The organism is Marinomonas alcarazii, from assembly GCF_003208215.1.
Classification (GTDB): domain Bacteria; phylum Pseudomonadota; class Gammaproteobacteria; order Pseudomonadales; family Marinomonadaceae; genus Marinomonas; species Marinomonas alcarazii.
The window spans coordinates 216,457-238,747 of sequence record NZ_QKLW01000003.1; the positions used below are offsets into that span (position 1 = coordinate 216,457).

Annotated in this window: 25 protein-coding genes and 2 tRNA genes; 23 read left to right on the forward strand and 4 right to left on the reverse strand. The window is 42.7% G+C overall.

Annotated features, from left to right (window positions below; genetic code table 11):
* Positions 1 to 37 precede the first annotated feature (37 nt).
* From DFP75_RS09215 to DFP75_RS09230, 4 genes are all read left to right on the forward strand, one after another.
* Positions 38 to 550 (forward strand): TRAP transporter small permease, encoded by a 513-nt coding sequence (locus DFP75_RS09215; RefSeq protein ID WP_245927020.1) that lies wholly within the window; start codon positions 38 to 40, stop codon positions 548 to 550.
* Position 551: 1 nt separating this feature from the next.
* The gene (locus DFP75_RS09220; protein ID WP_110574867.1) at positions 552 to 1,835 is read left to right on the forward strand and encodes a TRAP transporter large permease; all 1,284 of its coding nucleotides are present in this window, start codon (positions 552 to 554) and stop codon (positions 1,833 to 1,835) included.
* 16 nt (positions 1,836 to 1,851) lie between these two features.
* Positions 1,852 to 2,664: an NAD-dependent epimerase/dehydratase family protein gene (locus DFP75_RS09225; protein WP_245927021.1), complete on the forward strand. Its 813-nt coding sequence runs from the start codon at positions 1,852 to 1,854 to the stop codon at positions 2,662 to 2,664.
* A gap of 132 nt (positions 2,665 to 2,796) precedes the next feature.
* The gene (locus DFP75_RS09230; protein ID WP_110574869.1) at positions 2,797 to 3,708 is read left to right on the forward strand and encodes a 5-dehydro-4-deoxyglucarate dehydratase; all 912 of its coding nucleotides are present in this window, start codon (positions 2,797 to 2,799) and stop codon (positions 3,706 to 3,708) included.
* 104 nt (positions 3,709 to 3,812) lie between these two features.
* Here the strand turns inward: DFP75_RS09230 and DFP75_RS09235 are convergent, their stop codons facing one another.
* The gene (locus tag DFP75_RS09235) at positions 3,813 to 4,658 is read right to left on the reverse strand and encodes an isopenicillin N synthase family dioxygenase (RefSeq protein WP_110574871.1); all 846 of its coding nucleotides are present in this window, start codon (positions 4,656 to 4,658) and stop codon (positions 3,813 to 3,815) included.
* Positions 4,659 to 4,756: 98 nt separating this feature from the next.
* Entirely contained in the window at positions 4,757 to 4,912 is a 156-nt protein-coding gene (locus DFP75_RS18410) for a hypothetical protein (RefSeq protein ID WP_175404877.1), read from the reverse strand.
* Positions 4,913 to 5,209: 297 nt separating this feature from the next.
* Between DFP75_RS18410 and DFP75_RS09240 the strand changes: the two genes are divergently transcribed.
* The 12 genes from DFP75_RS09240 to DFP75_RS09295 all read left to right on the forward strand — a co-directional run bounded on the left by DFP75_RS09240 (position 5,210) and on the right by DFP75_RS09295 (position 15,570).
* Positions 5,210 to 5,782 (forward strand): YqgE/AlgH family protein, encoded by a 573-nt coding sequence (locus DFP75_RS09240; protein WP_245927022.1) that lies wholly within the window; start codon positions 5,210 to 5,212, stop codon positions 5,780 to 5,782.
* Positions 5,782 to 6,252: a Holliday junction resolvase RuvX gene (gene ruvX, locus DFP75_RS09245; RefSeq protein ID WP_110574874.1), complete on the forward strand. Its 471-nt coding sequence runs from the start codon at positions 5,782 to 5,784 to the stop codon at positions 6,250 to 6,252. Before DFP75_RS09240 ends, ruvX begins: the two co-directional genes overlap by 1 nt.
* Before the next feature lie 56 nt (positions 6,253 to 6,308).
* Positions 6,309 to 6,806: a bifunctional pyr operon transcriptional regulator/uracil phosphoribosyltransferase PyrR gene (gene pyrR / locus DFP75_RS09250; protein WP_110574876.1), complete on the forward strand. Its 498-nt coding sequence runs from the start codon at positions 6,309 to 6,311 to the stop codon at positions 6,804 to 6,806.
* Between the two features lie 237 nt (positions 6,807 to 7,043).
* Positions 7,044 to 8,048, forward strand: a complete 1,005-nt coding sequence (locus tag DFP75_RS09255) for an aspartate carbamoyltransferase catalytic subunit (protein ID WP_110574878.1) — start codon at positions 7,044 to 7,046, stop codon at positions 8,046 to 8,048.
* A gap of 1 nt (position 8,049) precedes the next feature.
* Entirely contained in the window at positions 8,050 to 9,327 is a 1,278-nt protein-coding gene (locus DFP75_RS09260) for a dihydroorotase (protein WP_110574880.1), read from the forward strand.
* Positions 9,328 to 9,440: 113 nt separating this feature from the next.
* The gene (locus tag DFP75_RS09265) at positions 9,441 to 10,547 is read left to right on the forward strand and encodes a GGDEF domain-containing protein (protein WP_181417016.1); all 1,107 of its coding nucleotides are present in this window, start codon (positions 9,441 to 9,443) and stop codon (positions 10,545 to 10,547) included.
* A 121-nt stretch (positions 10,548 to 10,668) separates the two neighbouring features.
* Positions 10,669 to 11,397 (forward strand): YggS family pyridoxal phosphate-dependent enzyme, encoded by a 729-nt coding sequence (locus DFP75_RS09270; protein WP_110574882.1) that lies wholly within the window; start codon positions 10,669 to 10,671, stop codon positions 11,395 to 11,397.
* 66 nt (positions 11,398 to 11,463) lie between these two features.
* Positions 11,464 to 12,291 (forward strand): pyrroline-5-carboxylate reductase, encoded by an 828-nt coding sequence (gene proC, locus DFP75_RS09275; protein ID WP_110574884.1) that lies wholly within the window; start codon positions 11,464 to 11,466, stop codon positions 12,289 to 12,291.
* Positions 12,292 to 12,309: 18 nt separating this feature from the next.
* Complete coding sequence (locus DFP75_RS09280; protein WP_110574886.1) at positions 12,310 to 12,852, forward strand: YggT family protein; 543 nt, start codon at positions 12,310 to 12,312, stop codon at positions 12,850 to 12,852.
* Between the two features lie 169 nt (positions 12,853 to 13,021).
* Positions 13,022 to 13,507, forward strand: a complete 486-nt coding sequence (gene coaD, locus DFP75_RS09285; protein ID WP_110574890.1) for a pantetheine-phosphate adenylyltransferase — start codon at positions 13,022 to 13,024, stop codon at positions 13,505 to 13,507.
* Between the two features lie 64 nt (positions 13,508 to 13,571).
* Entirely contained in the window at positions 13,572 to 13,823 is a 252-nt protein-coding gene (locus tag DFP75_RS09290) for a YfhL family 4Fe-4S dicluster ferredoxin (protein ID WP_110574892.1), read from the forward strand.
* Positions 13,824 to 13,833: 10 nt separating this feature from the next.
* A complete protein-coding gene (locus DFP75_RS09295) occupies positions 13,834 to 15,570 on the forward strand; it encodes a potassium/proton antiporter (protein WP_220032630.1) in 1,737 nt (578 codons plus the stop codon).
* Between the two features lie 18 nt (positions 15,571 to 15,588).
* Here DFP75_RS09295 and DFP75_RS09300 read toward each other — a convergent pair whose 3' ends face one another.
* The gene (locus tag DFP75_RS09300; RefSeq protein WP_110574894.1) at positions 15,589 to 16,692 is read right to left on the reverse strand and encodes a potassium channel family protein; all 1,104 of its coding nucleotides are present in this window, start codon (positions 16,690 to 16,692) and stop codon (positions 15,589 to 15,591) included.
* A gap of 14 nt (positions 16,693 to 16,706) precedes the next feature.
* The gene (gene trmL / locus DFP75_RS09305) at positions 16,707 to 17,180 is read right to left on the reverse strand and encodes a tRNA (uridine(34)/cytosine(34)/5-carboxymethylaminomethyluridine(34)-2'-O)-methyltransferase TrmL (protein ID WP_110574896.1); all 474 of its coding nucleotides are present in this window, start codon (positions 17,178 to 17,180) and stop codon (positions 16,707 to 16,709) included.
* A gap of 119 nt (positions 17,181 to 17,299) precedes the next feature.
* On the opposite strand from trmL, the gene DFP75_RS09310 reads away from it, so the two are divergent.
* The 7 genes from DFP75_RS09310 (at position 17,300) to DFP75_RS09340 (ending at position 22,134) form a co-directional block, all read left to right on the forward strand.
* Positions 17,300 to 17,375: transfer RNA gene (locus DFP75_RS09310), tRNA-Phe, on the forward strand.
* Positions 17,376 to 17,459: 84 nt separating this feature from the next.
* A tRNA-Phe gene (locus tag DFP75_RS09315) sits at positions 17,460 to 17,535 on the forward strand.
* Between the two features lie 361 nt (positions 17,536 to 17,896).
* Positions 17,897 to 18,376: a DUF4760 domain-containing protein gene (locus DFP75_RS09320; RefSeq protein WP_110574898.1), complete on the forward strand. Its 480-nt coding sequence runs from the start codon at positions 17,897 to 17,899 to the stop codon at positions 18,374 to 18,376.
* A 494-nt stretch (positions 18,377 to 18,870) separates the two neighbouring features.
* The gene (locus DFP75_RS09325; RefSeq protein ID WP_110574900.1) at positions 18,871 to 19,242 is read left to right on the forward strand and encodes a hypothetical protein; all 372 of its coding nucleotides are present in this window, start codon (positions 18,871 to 18,873) and stop codon (positions 19,240 to 19,242) included.
* Positions 19,243 to 19,256: 14 nt separating this feature from the next.
* A complete protein-coding gene (locus DFP75_RS09330) occupies positions 19,257 to 19,787 on the forward strand; it encodes a hypothetical protein (protein WP_110574903.1) in 531 nt (176 codons plus the stop codon).
* A 21-nt stretch (positions 19,788 to 19,808) separates the two neighbouring features.
* Positions 19,809 to 20,354 carry a hypothetical protein gene (locus tag DFP75_RS09335; protein ID WP_110574905.1) on the forward strand — a complete coding sequence of 182 codons (546 nt, stop codon included), beginning with the start codon at positions 19,809 to 19,811 and terminating at the stop codon, positions 20,352 to 20,354.
* 79 nt (positions 20,355 to 20,433) lie between these two features.
* Positions 20,434 to 22,134, forward strand: a complete 1,701-nt coding sequence (locus DFP75_RS09340; protein ID WP_110574908.1) for an ApeA N-terminal domain 1-containing protein — start codon at positions 20,434 to 20,436, stop codon at positions 22,132 to 22,134.
* The last annotated feature ends 157 nt before the right edge of the window (positions 22,135 to 22,291 follow it).

Genomic DNA, 22,291 nt, shown 5'->3' on the forward strand with positions numbered 1-22,291 from the left:
TAATGTGATGAATTCTTCTCCTATAAAAGAACCAATAGTGAAGCGTTTTCTTGACCTGTTGTCAGTCATTGCTATGAGCATTTCTGGTGTGTGTATGGTCATTCTTGTTTTGTCGTTCGGTTGGTTAGTATTTGGTCGTTATGTCTTAAATGATACCCCAACTTGGGTCGAGCAAATGGCTATGTTGTTGGTTACTGCGATCACTTTTTTAGGTGCTTCAGTCGGTATTCATCAACGTACGCATTTAAGCGTTGAAATGCTGTCTTTGGTGCTACCAGAGAAGAGCATGAGGTGCGTCGATATTTTTATTGATCTAACGCTCTTGGTATTTGGTGTTGCTATGGCTTATTTCAGTCATGAACTGGCTTCTTTTGCTTGGAGTCGCAACATTCCTTTATTAGGGATTCCCGATGGCATTCGTTACATTCCGGTAGTGACTGCGGGCATTCTAATTTTTCTTTTCTCTTCCTTCCGTGTGTTCAATGGCGTAGTTGCGTTGTTTTCGCCTCAGGAAGCAGTGAATAAATCCGCTTCAGAAGGGGATCGATAGCATGGGCTTAGCAATTCTATTAGGCATTTTTGCCTTATTAACTGTGGTTGGTGTGCCGGTGGCGTTTGCACTAGGTATGGCTGCGATCAGTGCATTTTGGTACGAAGGTCTGCCAATTATGATTGGCTTCCAGCGTATTGTAGCTGGTATGTCTACCTTCTCTTTATTGGCTATTCCATTCTTTATTTTTGCCGGTGAGTTGATGTTGCATGGTGGTATTGCAGCACGTTTGATTCGCTTGGCGTCTGCCAGTGTAGGCTGGATGCGTGGTGGTTTAGGGCAGGTTAACGTCTTTTCGAGTATGTTGTTCGGTGGTATTTCTGGGTCAGCGGTAGCGGATGTATCTGCTCTAGGGTCTTTGCTTATTCCTGTGATGAAGGAAAAAGGCTACGACGACGACTATGCCGTGAACGTAACGGTAAGTTCTTCTATCGCAGGCATCATGATTCCACCCAGTCATAATATGATTTTGTATGTGGTTGCCGCAGGTGGTGGCATTTCAGTTGCCAGCTTGTTTATTGCTGGCATTGTCCCCGGAATTTTAATGTGTTTGTTGTTGGGTTTTGTTGCTCGTTGGATCGCGATTCGCAGGAATTTTCCGACAGAACAATTTGCGGGATGGCGTTTTATCTTTGTGGCGTTTATTGCCTCGTTTCCTGGCTTAATCACCGCGATTATTGTCGTCGGTGGCGCCTTATCAGGCATCTTCACTGTGACTGAGTCTGGGGCTATTGGTGCTTTATATGCGATCGTCATTACAGCGTTTGTTTACCGCTCTTTAAGCTTAAGAGACTTTTGGATTGCCGTTATCCGTTCGGTAAAAACAACGGGAATGGTGATGATTCTGGTTGGTTGTGCAGGCGCATTTGGTTACATGCTGGCCCTCTATGAAGTTCCTAAAGTGCTAGCCAGTGCGCTTACGTCGGTTTCGGATAATCCGATAATTATCTTTTTGCTAATGAATCTGATTTTGCTTTTGTTAGGCATGATTATGGACATGGCGGCACTGATTTTAATTTGTACTCCTATTTTCTTACCTGTTGCTGTTGGTCTGGGAATGGACCCAATCCAATTTGGTGTGATGCTGATGATGAACTTGGGGTTGGGGCTTTGTACGCCGCCTGTTGGTGGTTGTTTGTTTGTGGGTTGTGCCATTGGTGAAGTGCCCATTCAAAGAGCAGTAAAAAGCATTTGGCCATTTTACTTGGCCATTCTGGCAGCACTGATGCTGGTGACATATATTCCGGCGGTGTCTATGACTTTGCCTAGCTGGATAAACTCATAACAATAGAGGCATTTTTATGACCAGAGAAGTAAAAATGAAACGTGTTTTAATCACAGGGGCTGCAGGTCATTTAGGTAACGTAATGCGTTCCCGATTAAATGATTGGGCGACTGAGATTCGTCTTTCAGATATTGCTAAGGTCGATGATTTAAAGGCGAACGAACAGTATGTGCATTGTGATCTAGGTGATGCCGATGCGGTTATGTCCTTAGTTGAAGGGTGTGATGCTATTGTGCACTTCGGAGGCGTTTCAACTGAAAACACCTTTGACAGTATTCTGCATGGCAACATCAAAGGTTCTTACAATTTATATGAAGCGGCTAGGAAAAATGGCGTAAAGCGTATCTTTTTTGCTAGCTCCAATCATGTAATTGGCTTTCACGAGAGAGAAACTCTGTTAGATGCCCACAGCCCAATGCGACCAGATAGTGTTTATGGGTTATCAAAAGGCTTTGGTGAGTTATTAGCACAGTATTATTACGATAAATTTGGTATTGAATCAGCATTAGTCCGCATTGGTTCTTGCTTCCCTAAGCCGCGCAATCGTCGCATGTTATCGACTTGGTTAAGTGAAGGGGATTTGACTGATTTGATCAAAAAAGTATATGCCGCAGATCGATTAGGCTGCACGGTAATATATGGTGTATCTGATAACCCAAGTACATGGTGGGATAATCGCTATGCCAAGTTTATAGGTTGGACGCCAAAGGATTCTTCTGCGGTATTTGAAAATGAAGCCTATTTACAAGAAGAGCAGACAGACCCAAATGACCCTGCGGTACGTTTTCAAGGAGGGCTATTCGTCAGTGCGGGGCACTATGAAGATTAGCGCTTACGTCAGAGTTGATTTCGATTAAATCAAAATAACTTGATTAGCTTTACTACTCAATTTATTGGGTAGGATTTTGTGTAACCAAAATATGCGTTTTAACCCTAGAAAAATAATAAAGAGGATGTTGTTATGACACTTTCCGTCGAGCGTATTCGGGCGTCTCTTAGTGATGGTTTGCTTTCGTTTCCCGTGACAGATTTTGATGAAAAAGGGCAATTTAACCCGGAAACTTATAAGGCTCGGATTGAATGGTTTATTGAGCATGATGTCTCTTCTGTGTTTGTTGCCGGTGGGACGGGCGAATTTTTCTCTTTGGATTTAGCGGAATATAAGCAAATTGTAAAAATTGCTGTTGAGACTGTGGCTGGCCGAGTTCCTGTTATTGCCAGTGCAGGACGCAGTGTTGCTGAAGCTAAGGCGTTTGTTCGGGCTGCACAAGAAGCAGGCTGTGATGGCATTCTATTAATGCCGCCGTTTTTAACAGAGTGCCCAGAAGACGGTATTGTTGAGTACGCTTCTCAGATTATGCAAAGCAGCCCTATTCAGTTCATTTATTATAACCGTGGTAACGGTATTTTAAGTGCGGAAAACGTCAAATTGTTGGCTGCGAATAATCCAAATTTAATTGCATTAAAAGATGGTGTAGGCAACATCGCCGCTTTGAATGATACGATTAAAACAGTTGGCGATAGATTGGTGTATATCGGTGGTGTACCAACAGCAGAAATTTTTGCAGAGGCTTACCTTTCAATTGGTGTAAATACGTATTCTTCAGCCGTTTTTAACTTTATGCCAGAAATGGCAAACCGCTTTTACAAGGCATTGCGAGAGGGAAATAAGGCGGTAGTTACCTCTATTATTCAGGATTTCTTTATTCCATTTTGTCGATTACGTGATGAGAAAAAGGGTTATGCGGTGAGCCTTATTAAATCTGGGGCGTCACAGATTGGTCGATCTGCTGGGGCGGTGAGAGCGCCTTTAACTATGCCGACAGCCGAACAGGAGCGTCGACTTAAAGCATTAATCGACGCGAATAAATAGAGGTCTTCAGCTGTTAGTTGATATCCCTTAGCGTTTAATAAAAAAGCCACGGCTCATATTTCAATGATGAGCCGTGGCTTTTTTGTGTTCTTACTTCATTAATACTAGGCGGGTAAAACACCCAATTCGACTAAGCGTTCATGCAAATAGCTTTTTGCTGTATGGCGTTCAGAAAGTACGACTTCTGGCTTTGGGTGCAAAAACAGAGGCAGAGAAATACGTGATTTGGTTTTGTCTGCGCCTTCTGGATTAATGACTCGGTGTGAAGTGGATGGGAAATACCCTCCAGAGGCTTCCTGTAGCATGTCACCAATATTGACGATTAGCGTACCAAAGTCACAGGGTACGTCCATCCAAGTGCCGTCTTTGGCTTTCACTTGTAATCCTGGCTCGTTGGCAGAGGGAAGTATTGTTAATAAATTAATGTCTTCATGAGCGCCTGCACGAATCGCACCGAGCTCTTCATCACCTTTTAGTGGTGGGTAATGCAAAATACGCAGTAAGGTTTGCTGGCTACCTTCTACCATGCTGGAAAGCGGCTGTGAGTAATGCTTCGCTACGTCTGCAGGGGAATGCTGTTCTACCCAAGAGAGGAGTTCTTCGGCCAAGCGGGTGGCCTCGCCATAATATTGCTCTAAAAATGGCTTCTGCTTGGCTGGGCATTGTCCCCAAGGATAGTAATGGAAGTATTCTTTTATATCTCGCTTGGTGTGGCCTTTGGCAGTTTCAGCAACTTTTGGCGAGAAGTAACCGTCTTGAGGGCCAACATTGTAGCGGTAGTCGTATTTACTCTCATCCGCAAAGAACTCTTGCCAATCTTGGTAGATGTCGCTGACAAGCTGTTTTTTTATTGGGTGGTTTTTTAGAACACCAAAGCCGGTTTCACGTAGAGATTTTACAAAGTCTTCTGCGGCGGTTGGGCTTGTGTAATCAATGGCTTGTAATTGCATGAGTGTTTCCTATAGGCCAAATGCTGGCTTTTTTGTCTGAATAGGTACCGTTTGATCATAGACGGATACGGAGAATTTTCGAGAACAATATAGGGAATCTAAGACGACCAGCCGCTGTGGAAAAAGTAGCGCAAGTCCACGGTTTCTGCTTGATAGTGCTGAACCCATTGCGCCAAACTCATCGAATGCAGACGATCAAACATCTCAGCGTTAGCCGATTCAATTTGTACGTGTTGTGATGATGTTAAGGGCACTGCAGGCCTCCTAAACGCATGGTTTTTTCATTCTGATTAAAGGATCAGAAAGGTTAGTTTACTGCTTGAAAAGCAAGTTTTGAAGGGATTCGGTAATAAATTGTCAAAGAGGGGTGGGTTAATTCTCAGTTTGTCCTATACTGGGTGGGTCGGCTGTTTACATTTGCCGTCTTCTTTCGCACTTCTCTACTGTCTATATTTTCGTTTTTGTTGGCAAGTTTGGTCTCAGGTTCAAGTACTTCTTAGGTTTTAGTAACAGGCGCGTTTCTTGCGCTGTCATCAATTTAAAGAGGGCACATGACTATGAATACATTTTTCGATTCGTTTAAAAATCACTTTTTAATTTCAATGCCACATCTAGACGACCCACATTTTGAACACACTGTTATTTATCTGTGTGAACATACCAAAGCCGGTGCCATGGGGATTATCATCAATCGTCCCTCAAATGTTGATTTTACCGAATTGGCAGACCATCTCGGCATTCAAATTCAAAACCCACGCTTAACCTCTGAGCCAATATACACTGGTGGTCCAGTAGAAGCAGAGCGTGGTTTTATTCTGCACACAGCAGATAAAGTTTGGAGTAATACTTTGCCTGTTACCGATGAGGTTTCTTTGTCTGCGTCGTTAGAAGCGTTGGAAGAAATTGCGCAAGGCACAGGGCCTGAAGCCTTTCGTATTACGTTAGGTTGCGCTGGTTGGGACGCAGGTCAGCTTGAAGGTGAAATTGCCAATAATGATTGGCTGGTATGTGAGGCGGATTTAGACGTATTATTCCACACACCAAGTGATATGCAATTTACCGCCGCGACGCGCGTGTTGGGAATTGATATGACAAGACTTTCACCGGATATAGGACATGGTTAATGACAGCGTCAATCTCGACAGGTACGTCTTTAGACGATAACCATAAGCCCAATACTGCTCGTTCAGTGTTGGGCTTTGATTTTGGCACGACGCGAATGGGGGTGGCAATTGGTCAAAGTATCACCGGCACCGCCCAGCCGCTGGATCCATTAAAAGCAAAAGATGGTATCCCTAATTGGGAAGAGATTACTCGTATCGTTGAAGAGTGGAAGCCGGATGCGTTTGTTGTGGGCTTACCTCTAGATATGGACGGTACAGAAAATGAGATGTGTCAACGTGCGCGCAAGTTTGCTAAACGCTTGCATGGACGTTTTAATCTTCCATACCATATGATGGACGAACGCTTGTCTTCTTATGAAGCCAAAGGGCAGGTTATCGCTCGTGGGGGGAACCGTAATTTTAAAGAAAACTCGGTAGATGGGTTGGCCGCACAAATGATTGTCGAAACATGGTTTGCAGAATCTCATTAAGCAAACGAGTTTGAGTAGCGGTTTTTAAAGAATTTATTAGCAAGGTTTGAGAAATAATGAAGTTAGATTTAGAGCAATCTCTAGCGTCAATGCAAACGCAATTAGCAGCCTATTGTGAGCAGAAAAACATTGAAGACGCGATTGTCGTTGGTATTCATTCTGGCGGCGTGTGGGTGGCAGAGCGTTTAATGTCAGCCGTGCCAACCAGTGAGCCTTTGGCGACACTGGATATCACCTTTTACCGCGATGATTTTACCAAAGCAGGTTTGAACCCTAAAGTGAATCAAACCTTGTTGCCTGCAACAGAAGACCGTCATGTTATTTTAGTGGATGACGTGCTTATGTCAGGCCGTACTATTCGTGCAGCGATGAATGAGATATTCGACTTTGGCCGACCAGCCAGTGTGACTCTAGCCATTCTGTATGACCTTGGTCAGCATGAGCTGCCGATTGTGGCGGATATTGTCGGTGAGCGATTGACTCTTAATCCTGAACAAAGGGTCAAGTTGGTGGGCCCCGAAAACTTGAGTGTCTCAATCATTGATGCTAATTAATATGCGCGACAAAGCTTTATTTTTTGTCGAACACGTACGACAATTAACGTATGGATAAGATTAACGGTGCGGCGGTTGCAAGAATGACATTTCATCAAAACACAAGATGGAATAACCGTTTCGTGCTACTAATGCCCGGCTGCAGATTGTCTGTACCGGGCATTTTCCTATCTAGACTTCCTATTTAAAATAGAGAATGACGACCATGTCGTCTTTGCAGTTTGAGGAAAGCAAACCATGATGCGATCCGAGCCTCGGGCATTACAGTTAAATGAACACGGCCAGCTTAAGCATTTTCTAACGTTGGATGGATTAGATAAAACCATTTTGACGGAGATTCTGGATCGAGCCGACTCCTTTCTTTCTATGGGTGAGCAATCCGTTAAGAAAGTTCCTCTGCTACGTGGCAAAACCGTAGTCAATTTATTTTTCGAAAACTCCACTCGTACACGTACTACTTTTGAACTCGCCGCCAAGCGTTTGTCTGCCGATGTTATCAACTTAAATATTGAAACATCAGCCACTTCGAAAGGGGAATCTTTACTAGATACCCTAAAAAATTTAGAAGCGATGCAAAGCGACATGTTTATTGTTCGTCATTCCGACAGCGGTGCGGCGCATTTTATTGCTGAGCATTGCACGCCGAATGTCGCGATTATTAATGCTGGCGATGGTCGTCATGCACACCCAACGCAAGCCATGCTAGATATGCTGACGATTCGTCGTCACAAAGGTAGCTTTGAAGGGCTAAAAGTCGCGATTGTTGGTGATATTCTTCATTCACGTGTCGCCCGTTCTCAGCTTCAAGCACTAACAACCTTGGGCGTGAGCGAAGTGCGTTTAGTGGGGCCTAAAACTTTAGTGCCGAGTTTCTTTGCTGAGATGGGCGCGACAATTTGCCACGACCTAGAAGCGGGCCTTAACGGTGTAGACGTGGTGGTGATGTTGCGCCTTCAAAAAGAACGCATGAAAGGTGCCTTGCTACCGAGCGAAAGCGAATTTTATCGTTTATATGGTTTGACCGAAGACAGTCTCGCTTGGGCAAAACCGGATGCGATAGTGATGCACCCAGGCCCGATTAACCGTGGCGTGGAAATTTCCTCGGACGTTGCTGATGGTAAACAATCGGTCATTTTAGACCAAGTGACAAACGGTATTGCAGTGCGTATGGCGGTATTGTCTATGGCCATGAGTGGGCAATTGCAAAGAGACGAATCGCCAGCTGTGAAGGATGAAGAATAGTATGAAATTACGTATTCAAAACGGTCGTTTGATCGACCCAAGTCAAGACATCGACGCAGTAACGGAATTGTTCATCGATAATCAAAAAATCGTTGCGATCGGTGAGGCGCCAGAAGGCTTCGAGAATGCCGAAGTGGTCGATGCCTCTGGTCAGTGGATTTTACCTGGCCTGGTGGATCTTGCCGTGTCATTGCGTGAGCCTGGTCAAACGCAAAAAGGCAGCATTGCGACAGAAGGTCGTGCAGCTGTCGCCGGCGGTATTACTACCTTGGTCTGCCCACCAGACACGCGACCGATTGTCGATACGCCTGCAGTGGCGGCATTGATTCAAGATAAAGCCGATGAAGCCGGAATGGCGAATGTGTTTCCTCTTGGGGCATTGACCCAAGGGTTAGAAGGCGCACAACTTAGCAACATGGTTGCCTTAACGGAAGCGGGGTGTATTGCGCTGTCGAATCATCGTCACCCTATGGCCAGTACGAAAGTATTGTCCAGAGCGCTTGAATACGCAGCGACGCATGATTTGTTGGTCGTCTTCCATCCTGATGAGTCCAGCCTTTCAGAAGGGGGCTGTGCCCATGAAGGCTTGATGTCGACAATGCACGGTTTGGCAGGGATTCCTGAAGAAGCGGAAACCATCGCTCTAATGCGAGATTTATTGTTGGTTGAGAAAACGGGCGTACGCGCGCATTTTGCTCGACTGTCTTGCGCCAAGTCTGTTGAAATGATTGCCGATGCAAAAGCATCAGGTTTGGATGTGACGGCCGATGTTGCGGTACATAACTTGCTGCTAAATGATCAAGTGTTAAGTGGCTTTGATGGGCATTATCATGTGTTGCCACCTTTGCGCAGTGATGAAGATCGCTTGACGCTTATTGAGGGGATCAAAGCTGGTGTGATTACGGCGATTTGCTCTGATCATCAGCCCCATGAAAAGATGGCGAAAACTGCTCCTTTCGCGGCAACAGAACCGGGCATGGCAAACGTCGAGGTCTTGTTACCATTGGCCATGTTACTGATGGACGAAGGGGATTTGGATTTCACCACCGTTCTGAAATGCTTAACCTCGGGCCCAGCTGCCTGCTTTGGTTTAGAGGCAGGGTCTTTGTCTGTGGGTAGCTTTGCTGACTTTGTTTTGTTTGATAGCACTGTGCGCTGGACTTGGGATTATGAAGGGCGTAGAACAAAAGGTCATAACTCCCCTTACTTTGGTGAAGAATTTGTGGGAAGAGTGTTGACCACATATATTTCTGGCCAACGCGTTTATCAAGTTGCATAAACGTTCTTTTTAGTATGGTTTGGCCAAGTTTTTCCTTGGTCGGGCCTTACTATTTCTTTACTTTTGATATTCGCCCGTTAATCTAGTTTGAATTACAAACGGATGTGGTTTTTATGTCTATCGACACCTTAAATATACAGTCAGAACAGCAGCAGACCATGCTGTCTCGTATTGCATGCCTTGAAAAAGAACGAGACTTCATAAAGAAATTGTACAGCGACATGCCTCACATGCTGCAAACAATTGCCAAAGGCGCTGTTCTCAGTAGTTTACTGGATAGCTTCAGGGTGAAGATGCAAGCGCAGCTGCCGAACGCGTATTGTTTGTTTCTTACCAGTGACAAAGATTGCCTACAATGGCGCCTGCAATATACAGACGCTGTTAATGCCGCTTTGCTCACTCCCAATAGCCTTCTTAGTAAGATTCCCCAAGCGTTAGTGACTTTTGCGGCAAGCCCTTCTTGTCCAATACGCCATGAGGAAAATATTCAAACTGCCGCTGGTTGGAAAGTTTGGCATTCGTTTATTGATAAACAAGATTTTTCTGATGTCTCTATGGTTAGTGTGTCGGATGGCAAGGGGACGATTTATTTATTGGCGGTATTTCAGCAAGACCGCCATCGATTAGCAGATGACCTGGTGACATTGGCTTTAGACAGTTATGCGTCTTGGCTCAGTGCCGTATTTGAAAGGGAGCAAGCTGATCTATCATTACTAGAAGATAGTCATAGAGATCCCACAACTGGTTTGCTACGACGACACAGTTTCGAGAACAGTTTTAACATTATTTTGAAAGACGCGCGTCGTCATTTTTTGCGCGCTGCAGTATTTTCGATAAAAATTCTTTCTTCATCAGCAATCAAAGACGCCGAGTTAAAAATCTTGGCTGAGGTGATGCAGGAAACGGTGCGTGATAATGACTTAATTGCCTATTTTGGTGGACGTCAACTGGTGATGGGGATTCGTATTCAGAATTTAGCCGATGCTGAAATCGTGGCGCAAAAATTACTGCAGTCTCTGAATGCCAAACAGTTCTCGGGCAAAAGTCTGTTACAAGGCGGCTTGTCTATTGGTATTGCTTTTTATCCTGAGCACTCATCTCTTGATGCGCTTTATAGCGCGGCAACGTCAGCTGCGGATTCTTTAAAAAATACTCCCGGCTACCGAATGGAATTCCATGGCAAATATTTTCAATCCAGTACGGATTTTTATACCCTCTAAGTTTTTTTCAGTCTTTTAAAATAATGCTATGCTTCGCCTTTTGAGGCGCTTCCTTTATCATCGATTGATGTATTGGAATGATCGTTAGGTTTTAACATCGATAACAAAGAGGCGTGGCGATATGACAACTGAAGCAGAGCGCATCGACACTGAAGAGATTAGAGCGAATTTAGCGGTCGTGACTCAACAGATCGAAGAGCTTGAACAGCAATTTGATCGGCTGGCGGGCAGCGTTCGTTTATTGGCGGTAAGTAAAACCAAACCCATTGAAGCAATTCAAGCTGCTTACGATGTAGGGCAGCGAGCATTTGGTGAGAACTACGTGCAAGAAGCCGTAGAAAAACGCAGTGCTTTGGCGCATTTAGACGACATTGAATGGCATTTTATCGGCCCTATCCAATCTAACAAATCACGATTAATTGCTGAATCTATGGACTGGGTTCATTCTATTGATCGTGAAAAAATCGCTCGTCGTCTAAGTGAGCAACGTCCAGAGAGCATGCCGCCATTAAATGTCTGCATCCAAATTAATATCAGCGGTGAAGAAAGCAAAGCAGGCGTGTCATTGTCACAGTTAAACGACATGGTCGCTCTCGTTTCCAGTTTGCCAAATTTACAGCTCAGAGGCCTAATGGCGATTCCGGCGCCACAAGAAAACTTTGCCGCGCAATGTCTTGTGTATAAACCTTTACAGCAGGCGTTCATTGAATTATCTAAATCCGATAGCATGATAGATACCTTATCAATCGGTATGTCTGGTGATTTACCTGCAGCGGTTGCCTCTAGTAGTACAATGGTTCGGGTGGGAACAGCGATTTTCGGTGCGCGTGATTATTCTGCTAAGGCATGAAAAATAGAGTTTTAAAATAGACGGCGATAAAGCCTCTGCTTAAAGAATGAAATAATAGGATTTGAAATGAAACCAAGTATTGCTTTTATCGGTGTTGGAAATATGGCCAGAGCCATTTTTAGTGGTTTGCTGGCGAGCGGTTACCCAGCTGATAGAATTATGGGAACGTCTAGAACACCAGAGAAACGCGAGTATTACCAGCAGCAATACGGCATTTCAATGTATTCGGAGAATGAGCAAGCCGTGAGCGAAGCGGATGTGGTTGTGTTGTGTGTGAAACCAGCGCAAATGCAAGCAGTGGTAAAGGAATTTGCTTCTTTTGTCCGTGAAGATCAGCTATTTATTTCCGTGGCAGCAGGTGTAGAGCTTGATTCACTGGCGACTTGGTTGGGGAAATCGGTGGCGGTGGTTCGCAGTATGCCAAATACGCCTTCTCAGCTCGGTGCGGGTGTGACAGGCTTGATTGCTAACCAATATACAGACGACTCTCAGAAAGAGTGGGTAAGCGAACTTTTTGCTAGCATTGGTAGCTCCGTGTGGATAGAAGACGAAGCGCACATGCACACAGTAACGGCATTATCAGGAAGTGCGCCAGCGTATTTCTTCCGTTTTGTGGAAGCCATGGTGAAAAATGCGAAAGAACAAGGTTTAGATGAAGAAACAAGTCGTCAGCTAGCCAGCCATGCCATGTTAGGTGCGGCTCGAATGATTGTTGAATTAGAAGACCCTATTGATCAGTTGCGAAAAAATATTACTTCGCCAAAGGGAACGACAGAGCAGGCTTTGTTGTCTTTTGAGGCGGCTGATATTGATAAAATCGTTGCGAATGCTATGCATGCGTGTGTTGAGCGCTCGAAAGAAATGGCAAAAACTTTTTCTGCCACGAAAGATTAATTTAAGGACATTAATAACATGTACTCAGATCCATTTGTAATGCTCGTAAAGGTTATTTGTAACCTTTACTTGTTTATTGTGCTGTTGCGTTTGGTTTTGCAACTGACAAGAGCCGACTTTTATAACCCAATTAGCCAAGGCATTGTGAAAGCAACCAGCCCTATCGTGTTGCCTTTGCGCAAAGTGATTCCATCGATCGGTCGCTTAGATACAGCGACTCTTGTGTTGGCGTTTCTCGTGCAGTTTATTACGGTGGCATTAGTTGTCGTGATTAGTGGTGCTGTTATTTCTTCAACCAGCTATGCTATTTATACGGTTGCAGGAACCATTTATCATCTGCTGGATCTGTATTTTTGGGCCATGCTTATTTCTGTCATCCTGAGCTGGGTGGCGCCGGGCGCAAATCATCCTGGCGCTATGTTGGTAGGGCAAATTACCGCGCCTTTGTATCGCACTTGCCAGCGTTTCATTCCAACCTTAGGTGGCCTTGATCTGTCACCGATCTTTATTTTCTTGGCGATTTCATTCTTGAAGCAAATGCTGGCACCTTACAGCATTTAATTCTATAAAATGAGTCGCAATGACGTCGATACATAGGGGACTGTGTTTCGACGAATTGAGAACAAGGTCGTATTCCTATATGATGCGACCCCTAAACGGGAATTAGAGCGCATTTATAGCGCCAGCAGCCCGACATGTTCTCCTTTATTAATTTTTTTGGATGAAAGCTATGAGTACGATTGCGGTTTATCCTGGGACATTTGACCCTATTACAAACGGCCATACGGATTTGGTTGAACGCGCGTCAAAGCTATTTAACAAAGTTATTGTAGCGGTGGCCGCGAGCCCGAAAAAACGTCCAGCCCTGTCTCATGAACTGCGTATTTCATTGGCAAAAAAGGTATTGGGTCATTTGCCCAATGTTGAAGTTGTGGGTTTTGATAACTTATTAACCGAGTTTACTCGTTCGGTGAATGGTCAGGTGGTTGTTCGTGGTCTTCGAGCAGTATCTGATTTCGAATACGAATTCCAATTAGCCAATATGAATCGTGCGATTGCACCTGATGTAGAAAGTATTTTTCTGACGCCTTCAGAGAAACACTCTTATATTTCTTCAACATTAGTTCGAGAAATTGCGTCGTTGAATGGTGACTTTGGGCAATTCGTTAACCCAGAAGTCAAACGTGTTTTACAGGAACACTATAAAACCATTTAATCTTGGTTTTGTTCATTGTCGTTATTGATACCGCCGAAGAGTGTGGCGGTTTTAGGAGAGAAGTATGTCTCTTATTATTACAGATGAATGCATCAATTGTGATGTGTGCGAACCTGAATGTCCGAACGAGGCCATTTCTCAAGGTGAAGAAATATATGTAATTGAGCCTTCAAAATGCACCGAATGTGTTGGTCATTTTGATGAACCTCAATGTCAGCAAGTTTGTCCTGTCGATTGTATTCCTCTGGATCCAAATCATAAGGAAACAGAAGAGCAGTTAATGGAAAAATATTTAACGCTTACAGGTCAGCTTTAGCTTATAGGATGTGGCTATCGACGCTAATAGTTTTATCTTTTTAGCGGGGATATTGTTATTAGTTAGTATTCTCGCTAGCTCATTTACTGTTCGTGTCGGCTTACCTTTATTACTTGTCTTTCTCGGTATCGGGATGTTGGCAGGAGAAGACGGGGTAGGCCGGTTGGATTTCGACAATCCAAATCTTGCCTTCTTCGTAGGTAATCTTGCATTGGCTATCATTCTTCTTGATGGTGGCATGCAAACCAAAACTAGCACCTTCCGAGTGGCTTTATGGCCATCTTTATCACTTGCTACCCTTGGCGTTGTATTAACCACCGCCTCAGTTGGTACATTCGCAGCTTGGCTTTTAGACGTTAAACTCATTTATGGTTTATTACTGGGCGCCATTGTTGGTTCCACTGATGCGGCTGCGGTATTCAGCTTACTGCGCAATAGCGGCGTTAAACTTAACGAGCGCGTGGGCGGCACGTTAGAAATTGAGTCGGGTGCCAATGATCCGATGGCCATCTTGCTGGTGGTAATGCTGACGGGTTTGTTGCAAAGTTCTGAGCCGCTAAGTGTGTTGGCGTTCCTAGGGCAAATGGGGCAACAGTTTGCGATAGGTGGCGCGTTAGGTGTACTGGGCGGCAAGCTGCTATTAATGGTATTGCGTCGAATCCCTTTAGTTGAAGGCTTGCACGCGTTGCTTATTATTGCATTTGGCCTGGCGATGTTTTCTGGCATAAATATGATAGGCGGTAGTGGTTTTCTGGCGGTTTATCTTGTTGGGCTTACTGTTGGTAATGGCCGCATCAAACAGCAAGAAGCCATTTCACAAGTTATGGATGGCTTGGCATGGCTAGCCCAAGCTGGCATGTTCTTATTGCTTGGTTTGTTAGTAACGCCATCTAGTCTGTTGACCCATGGTTGGCAGGCTGTTGCGATAGCGGCTTTCTTGATTTTTGTTGCTCGTCCTATTGCGGTAATTTTATGTTTGTTGCCATTTGATTTTCGATGGCCTGAACGTGTTTATATCAGCTGGGTCGGATTGCGTGGCGCGGTGCCGATTGTCTTGGCGCTATATCCTGTCATTGCAGGGTTGTCTAATTCGGAATTGCTATTCGAGATTACCTTCACGGTCGTGCTGATCTCTTTATTGTTGCAAGGCTCAACCGTGCCACAAGTAGCGCGTTGGTTGAAAATCGAAGTGCCACCAGCGCCTGCACCCATCACAAGCTTTTCTTTGATCAATGATGCGGATGCGAACCGCTCGTTAGAATTGTATGAGTTCTTAGTGCAAGCCGACGGTGTACGTATTCCAAGTACTATTCTCCACAATGTGCCGAGTGAAACCGTTTCTACGCCTCAGCTAGTATCGCTGATACGTAATCAGCAACCTATGGTCGTTGACGCACAAACAGAGCTAAAGTCCGGTGACCGTATTTGGATGCTACTTCACCCTGGTGATGTGAATGATGTAGCGCAAATATTTTCGCAGAAAGCCTCCTCATCTTTCTTATTGCAAAACTTCTTTGGTGAATTTGCCATCCGTGGTGATGCGTCTTTGATTGATTTGGCAAAAGTGTATGGTGTGCCGCTTGATGGTATTGACGAATCAGACACTGCAGCAGAATTGTTGCAGCGTCAATTAGGCAAGCATTTGGTGGTAGGTGACCGAGTGCGTTTTGGTAATATTCGATTAACGATAAGGCAAATGAACGGTGGGGAAATCGAAGTCATTGGGCTTAAATTGCAGAATAACTAAGCTTAAGCCCAATTCTAATTACGCGGTAAATAATCGTCTTATTGTTTCGCTGGATGGCACGGTTTGATCATAATTGATCAGCACAATAAGCCCCTCGGCATCGATGACCGATTTCGCCTGTGGGTGAGTCACAATACTGCCATTCTTATGAACATAGCCTAGTGCTGTTCCTATGTCCTGCTGGATCAGTTTGGTGACAACTTCTGCCCATTCCACATTCTTTAAGGTCACATTTAGTCGAATCGTGTGATCGCCCTGATGGCGAAATAGATCCTCTAAGACTTGCTCTGTCCCCGGCGCAATCAAGGAACGCACGAGCATTTCTGGGTAAGCGCGAACGGGCCTAATAACGGCTTGTGCGCCAGCGTCCTTGAATCTAGGACGGTTCGAATCATTTACCGCTTCTGCCATAATGAACGCGGATGAATTAAGCGCTTTGATACGGTGTAAAATGTCAAAGGTTAAGCTGTCAGAGTGGATTTCTTGGTTATCTCGGCAGAGCACGATAATGTATTTTGCTGTGTTTGCTCCAGCGGATTCCAACATACCATCTACCAAAGCATCACCAGTGTGATGAACGACACCCTGAGATCTTAATGTCAACGGTAAGCCGTCTGGGAAGGCCTCTGTTAGGATTTGGATTGGTACATCGACTAACTCGGGGGTTTGGCAGATCTGGTCTACTAAGAGCTCTAAATAGCGCTCCGGGTCATATTGCGGAGTATTGATAATAAGAATATGGTTTTGCATATCATCCCATCTCATACGGCCTTTAATACGCATCTCTTTGCGCGATAGCCTGATTTCAACATAGTCACTAGCAATTTGAGCAAGCAGCGTTATTCCCATGCCATAAATTAAAACAACGGTCGAAAACTGCCCCCAAAAAGTGGCGGCAGAAATATCACCATAACCTGTGGTACTGGCTGACGTCATGGTTAACCAAAAAGCTTGCCACCAGTTTAGGTCCTCAAAGAACACCATCGCCAAACTGTGGAAGCCAATAACACCCGCCAAGAAGATGAGGCGTTTTTTTAAATCGCTGGTATCGTGAAGGTGTACTTTTTTACGAAATTGGCGACGACTGTTTTTTTTCTTTAAAAGCAGTGAAAGAGAATTCATCGTACCTCTGTTGGTTAGTCGTTGTCTGCTGGCATGGTATAACCCAGCTGGCGCCAAGATTCGTATACCATCACGGCAACAGTATTGGATAGATTCAGACTACGAGAGTTCGGCTGCATAGGCAAACGCAAACGCTGAGCTGGTGGCAATGCATCAATAAACTCGGCAGGCAGTCCACGAGTTTCTGGGCCAAACACCAATACATCATTTTCAGCAAAGTTTGCTTCACTGTGTGTTCGGTTGCCTTTGGTCGTCAATGCGTAGATAGTGCCAATCTCATTTTGATCAACAAACGCCTGAAAATCGGGGTAGCGTTTTAGTCGAGTGAACTCATGGTAATCCAGCCCGGCTCGACGTAGCTTTTTATCTTCTAACTCAAAGCCTAACGGTTCGATAAGGTGAAGGTGATAGCCCGTGTTCGCACACAATCGAATGACATTGCCTGTGTTAGGCGGTATTTCTGGTTGGTAAAGTACAATATGCAGCATGGTTTTATCTCCTTGATATAGAGAGATAATACCAGAGCAATAGAAGAAACTAAGATTTTAATTTTTTTTCAAAAAAACTATTGACCCCAAAAAAGGTTTCTCTATAATACGCCCCACTTGCCCAGATAGCTCAGTCGGTAGAGCAGAGGATTGAAAATCCTCGTGTCGGCGGTTCGATTCCGTCTCTGGGCACCATGATTAAAAAGAAAGCCTGCTAATTTAGCAGGCTTTTTTTTGGTCGAAATGGCTTGCACATCTTCACAGTCATTTTTTCTGTTTGCCCAGATAGCTCAGTCGGTAGAGCAGAGGATTGAAAATCCTCGTGTCGGCGGTTCGATTCCGTCTCTGGGCACCACTTCCTAGTGTTTCTCAAACCCTAATAAAAAGCCTGATTATCGAAGAAAGACCAGCTTTTTGGCGCGATAAGTTAGCTATTTAGTGCATTTTTGTGATGTATGGTAAAACTGTGTAAAAGTGGCTGAAAAGTAGTCATCTGTGCATTCTTTCATCTAATAACAATTGATAGTTCACGTTTTATGCAATAACATTTAGGTATGAGATTGAAAAAAATCTCGAACGGTTGATCAAGAATCGCTTCGCTGTTAACAGCAAAAGCATAAACATCGAAGCGAACAACGTGAGCCAAAAAAGGAGATAATTATGTATATTCGAGATGAATGGGAAGACAGATAACTCTTCTCTAAATGGAACGTTAAATGGAACTTACGTTACTACAAACCTACCTAAGCCATTTTGATATTGTCATATTGGCAGCCGCCATTGCGGCACTATATTCAATTCGTAGAAATACAGTAATCAACCGTAGACGCGCTACGGTTGATCTAGTGTTACATCAAAAAAATGACTCTGATTTGAAAGCTGCAAACCTGGTTGTTAATCCACTGCTGCGTGATGAAAGTATTAGCATTACCAAGTATTCGGATAAAACCCATGTTGGCTCAGAAGAACGGACAGCAATTCTTTTTGTTCTTAATAACTATGAATTCGTAGCGACAGGCATACGAGAAGAAGCGTTTGATTTTAAGCTCTTTAAAAGAATGCGATGTGGTACAGTCTTGCGAGACTGGGCTGAGTTTCAGCCTTTTATCTATGAACTACGTAAAATCAATAAACATCCCACGATGTATCAAGAGTTTGAATGGCTAGCTAAAAAGCTTGAACATAATCCACTTTAAAAAAGAAAAAATTAAATAAAATCCTGCTGATTAAAGATAAAGTAGGCTTAGCTGCGTGGTGTGTTCGCTAGTTAGTGGCTATATCATTAGAAATTTAGGGGTAGATGAAAAACTATCCAATGAATAGAAGTCTCTTACACCAAGCAATTAGAGCGTAGATGTCATGCCTCTCGAAATTGTATTAAAAAAGCACCCTCTAAACTGTGCGATTTTTGGCTTCAAAATACACGTACTTTTTAACCTGCCGCATCCTCTTAACTTCCCAAGTACAACCACCATCACGCAAGCGTTTTGACACAAAAAGCGACGCGGCGGTGATGTGCGCCTTAGTAAAGTTCAGGTCTGCTAAAACCTCATGTTGGATTTTACCGACACCCTTAAACGATCGGATGGCACAAAAAAGAAGCTAATAAAAATTTTTTCAAGTAATGACAACTCAAGGTAAATAAAACATAGTAAAGTAATTGTCAGATTAGCTAGTGGGAGATAATGGAATGGCGTCAGAGTTTAATGACATAACAGACTTAATCAAAAAAGGTATGAAAGTTGAAGCAATAGAAAAACTTTTAGACCTCAGAGAAATGATGGCAGATATACGCGACGATAACTTGGCTTTAAAGGAAAGGCTTCAAGCGCTTGAGAAGTCTTTAGAAGATAAAAGCCAATTAACATATGAGGCCCCGTTTTATTGGATGATAGATGGTGAAAGTAAAGATGGGCCGTTTTGTCAGCAATGCCGTGATAGCGAGAAAAAAAATATTCGGTTGCAAAACTATAGAGAAGGTTGGTGGAATTGCGCTACCTGCAAAAATAATTTTGGCACTGCAGAGGCTCAATCAAGAGACCGTTTAGCTTTTAGTAATTAAAAAAGGATTTTTCAGTGAACGTAGATCCAAAGTACCTATCGACCCTTCTAGAGCCACTAGAAAATGAAAACATTCTTACTTTACAAGAATATCTTGTAATTCTTAAAGGTATGGGTGTGAAGCTGCAGGAACCAAATTGTAAGGTTGATGATAAATTTGATTTTCATTTTAGATATATGAGCGCAAGAAAGCTTATATCGAGCTTAGATGGGAAGTGTGATTTAGACTCGCTAGGTTATCTATCAGCTTCCTCTTATGCTGAGTTGGTTTATCAAGGAGATAAAACAATCATGAAGGCGGTAAAGGAGGAACCATCCTCAAATAATACTTTTACCTTTAATGGGCCAGTAACGAATCAACATGCTCAATTTGGTAATAATACCCAGACCGTCACCATCAACATCCAAGAGCTTGTCGAACAAGTAGCTGAATCCGGTGACAAAGAAGCCAAAGGAATGCTAATGAAACTACTGGAGAATCCGACGATTAGTGGGTTGGTTGGGGGATCTGCTTCTGCTTTGATTGGGTTGTTAGAGAATATCTAAGTGTGTTTTTAAGGAGAAATCGTGAGTCAAACAGCAGGCGATATTGCGAAGAGTTTGGTTGATTATGCACCATTAATAGGGGCGATAATAGCTGGTTTTTTTACTGTATCTGGGATTTTGATTGCCAACTATCTCAATAACAAGAGTCAAATATCATTGCACAAACTTTCTCTTCAAAAGAGTCGGGTTGAAGTTAGAACGAATAAAGCGGAGTTGTTATATTTAAGTGTTTCTAGATGGCATGAAATGGCAATTTTTTCTTATATGAATCATTTTGAGTTTTTTAAAGGAAAAGTTAGCTTTGATCAAGTTATCAAAAAAGGTTATGGAGACGAAAGGACGAAAGATGATTTAAAACATATGGAGATGATAATTAATCTCTACTATCCAGACCTTAAAATCCACTATGATGGTCTAATGGCAGTCAGAACAGAACTTTCCGATTTTATGCTTGAGTCATCCCCGCAAAAACATAGTATTGATGACTTTTATAAAAATATTAAGAAATTCAATGGCTCATATAGAAAGCTTATAGATAAATTGAGCGAATCAGTAATAAATGGTTAAAAATAAAATTCGGGTAAAAGATATTTAAAGATCAGATGAATATTTTTATAAAATTTGTTGGTTGGGTATTGGTGGGATTTTGGATTTACTATTAGCTGAAAATTTAGATTTAAATGTTCGAATTGCCGAGGGTGAGTACTGCAAACTTAAAATTAAGTTCGGTAGTCTTCCTAAGCTATCTCATGTTAGCAAACATTGGTATTTTTATGATAACAATGAAGATGTCATTCAGGTTGAGGGGTTCACCGAGCCACTATCTCCAAAGTATCTTTTGTCCCAAGCTCTTAATTCTGGCACGTACACTAATAAGTTGTTTCGTTATGTGTATTCAGGTAAAGCAGATGCGACTAAGCTAAAAAAAGTCTATTTTACGTTTCCTGAACTTGCAGCTTATTTCAATACGGAAATCTCAAGAAATTTAGAGCAAAATGGTGATTTGAGTGGAAATGTAACTATAGAACCGATGGAAGCCACAGTATTAAAAGATACTCAATATATGAAGATAGGATTATATCAATACTATCAACTCTCTGACACATCAACTAACGATGGTTTTAAGTTCACAAGCTCCATGACTCTAGTGTTAGAGTTTGAAAATTCTATAAATTTCAGTGATATAGAGAAGTATTTGTATAAGGCGACAAACCTTTTTACTTGGGTTACAGGTTTTCCAGTTAAAGTGTCTAAAATCGAGGTGTCTGATGGTGAAAATGGAGGATCGTTATACATCCCAACAGTAAAAGATACTTCTGAGCATGACTTATCACACCCAAATGGCTTCATGCTAGCATTCCGATTGAGAGAGCATTTCGTAGAAATTTGTGAATCATACTTCGTAAAGAATACGTTTGAATTTGAGAATATCTGGTCACGAACAATACCTTTATACAATTTCAATGGGATTTTAGAGTATGAAACAATGCTTTATGCTGCCATCCTCGACAAGTATTGCAGCTACAAAGTGGATCAGCTGAATCTTAATAGCACGCTTGATGAAGATGAGTATAACGAGCTAACGAGTAAACTTTCAGCTTTGATATCTGGTGAAACAGATCTGCACAGAACTTTTTCAAAAGGTATTTTGAACGATTTGAGTAACATTAGAGTGCTTCGGGAAATACTACCAAATCGTTCTGTTGCAACCTTTAATCAAAAAGTTAAAAGGTATCTAAATTATATAGGTAGGCATGTTACAGAGGTGTTCCTGTCCAGTGATGACCTATATTTGATTAAGAAAGTCAGAGATAGAGCTGCTCATGGTGAAGTAGAACAATTCAGTACGGACGAAGTAAGTAAAATATACTGGAAGTTAAGAATGTTAGTAACCTATCTAATCTATAAAGACTTAGGTTTGTCTGACGATGATTTTCTTGAAATTATTTCATTTGGATTCAATCCATTGTCTTTGAACTGTGAGGTAGATAAGTTTAAATTGGATACAAAGCTAAAAGAGGCAATAACTCTACCTGTTTCAGAGCAAGTATTTAGCGAACTATCATCTAATCATGGGGTTAATCTTGTTCTTATTCGGGTTGAGAATCTTTATGAAGTTCAGAAAGAATACACAATTAAATTATCGAACTATTTTAGTATTGAAAGAATTAAAGATGCGAAAATATCCCGTCTAGATGAATACGTAAAAACCTTGCTAGAGAACCCGAAACTAGAAGCTAAATACACAGGCAATGCGTACGTTACGCACAAAGGAAAAAGCCACAATCTACATAGTATAGTTCTTGTTGATACTCCGAGAAAATTAAAGAGTTACAATCTTTTATAAAGGTGATTTTTACCCTTGGCCAAGATTTACAATATTAAGCGTAAGATGAAAATTATCATCTTTTCAATACTTTTCGTTCTTGATTTTGATATTTAGTCGCCCCTGAAAATCTCTCAACCTATTGAATCTAATGTGTTTTTATAAGATAGTTAATACC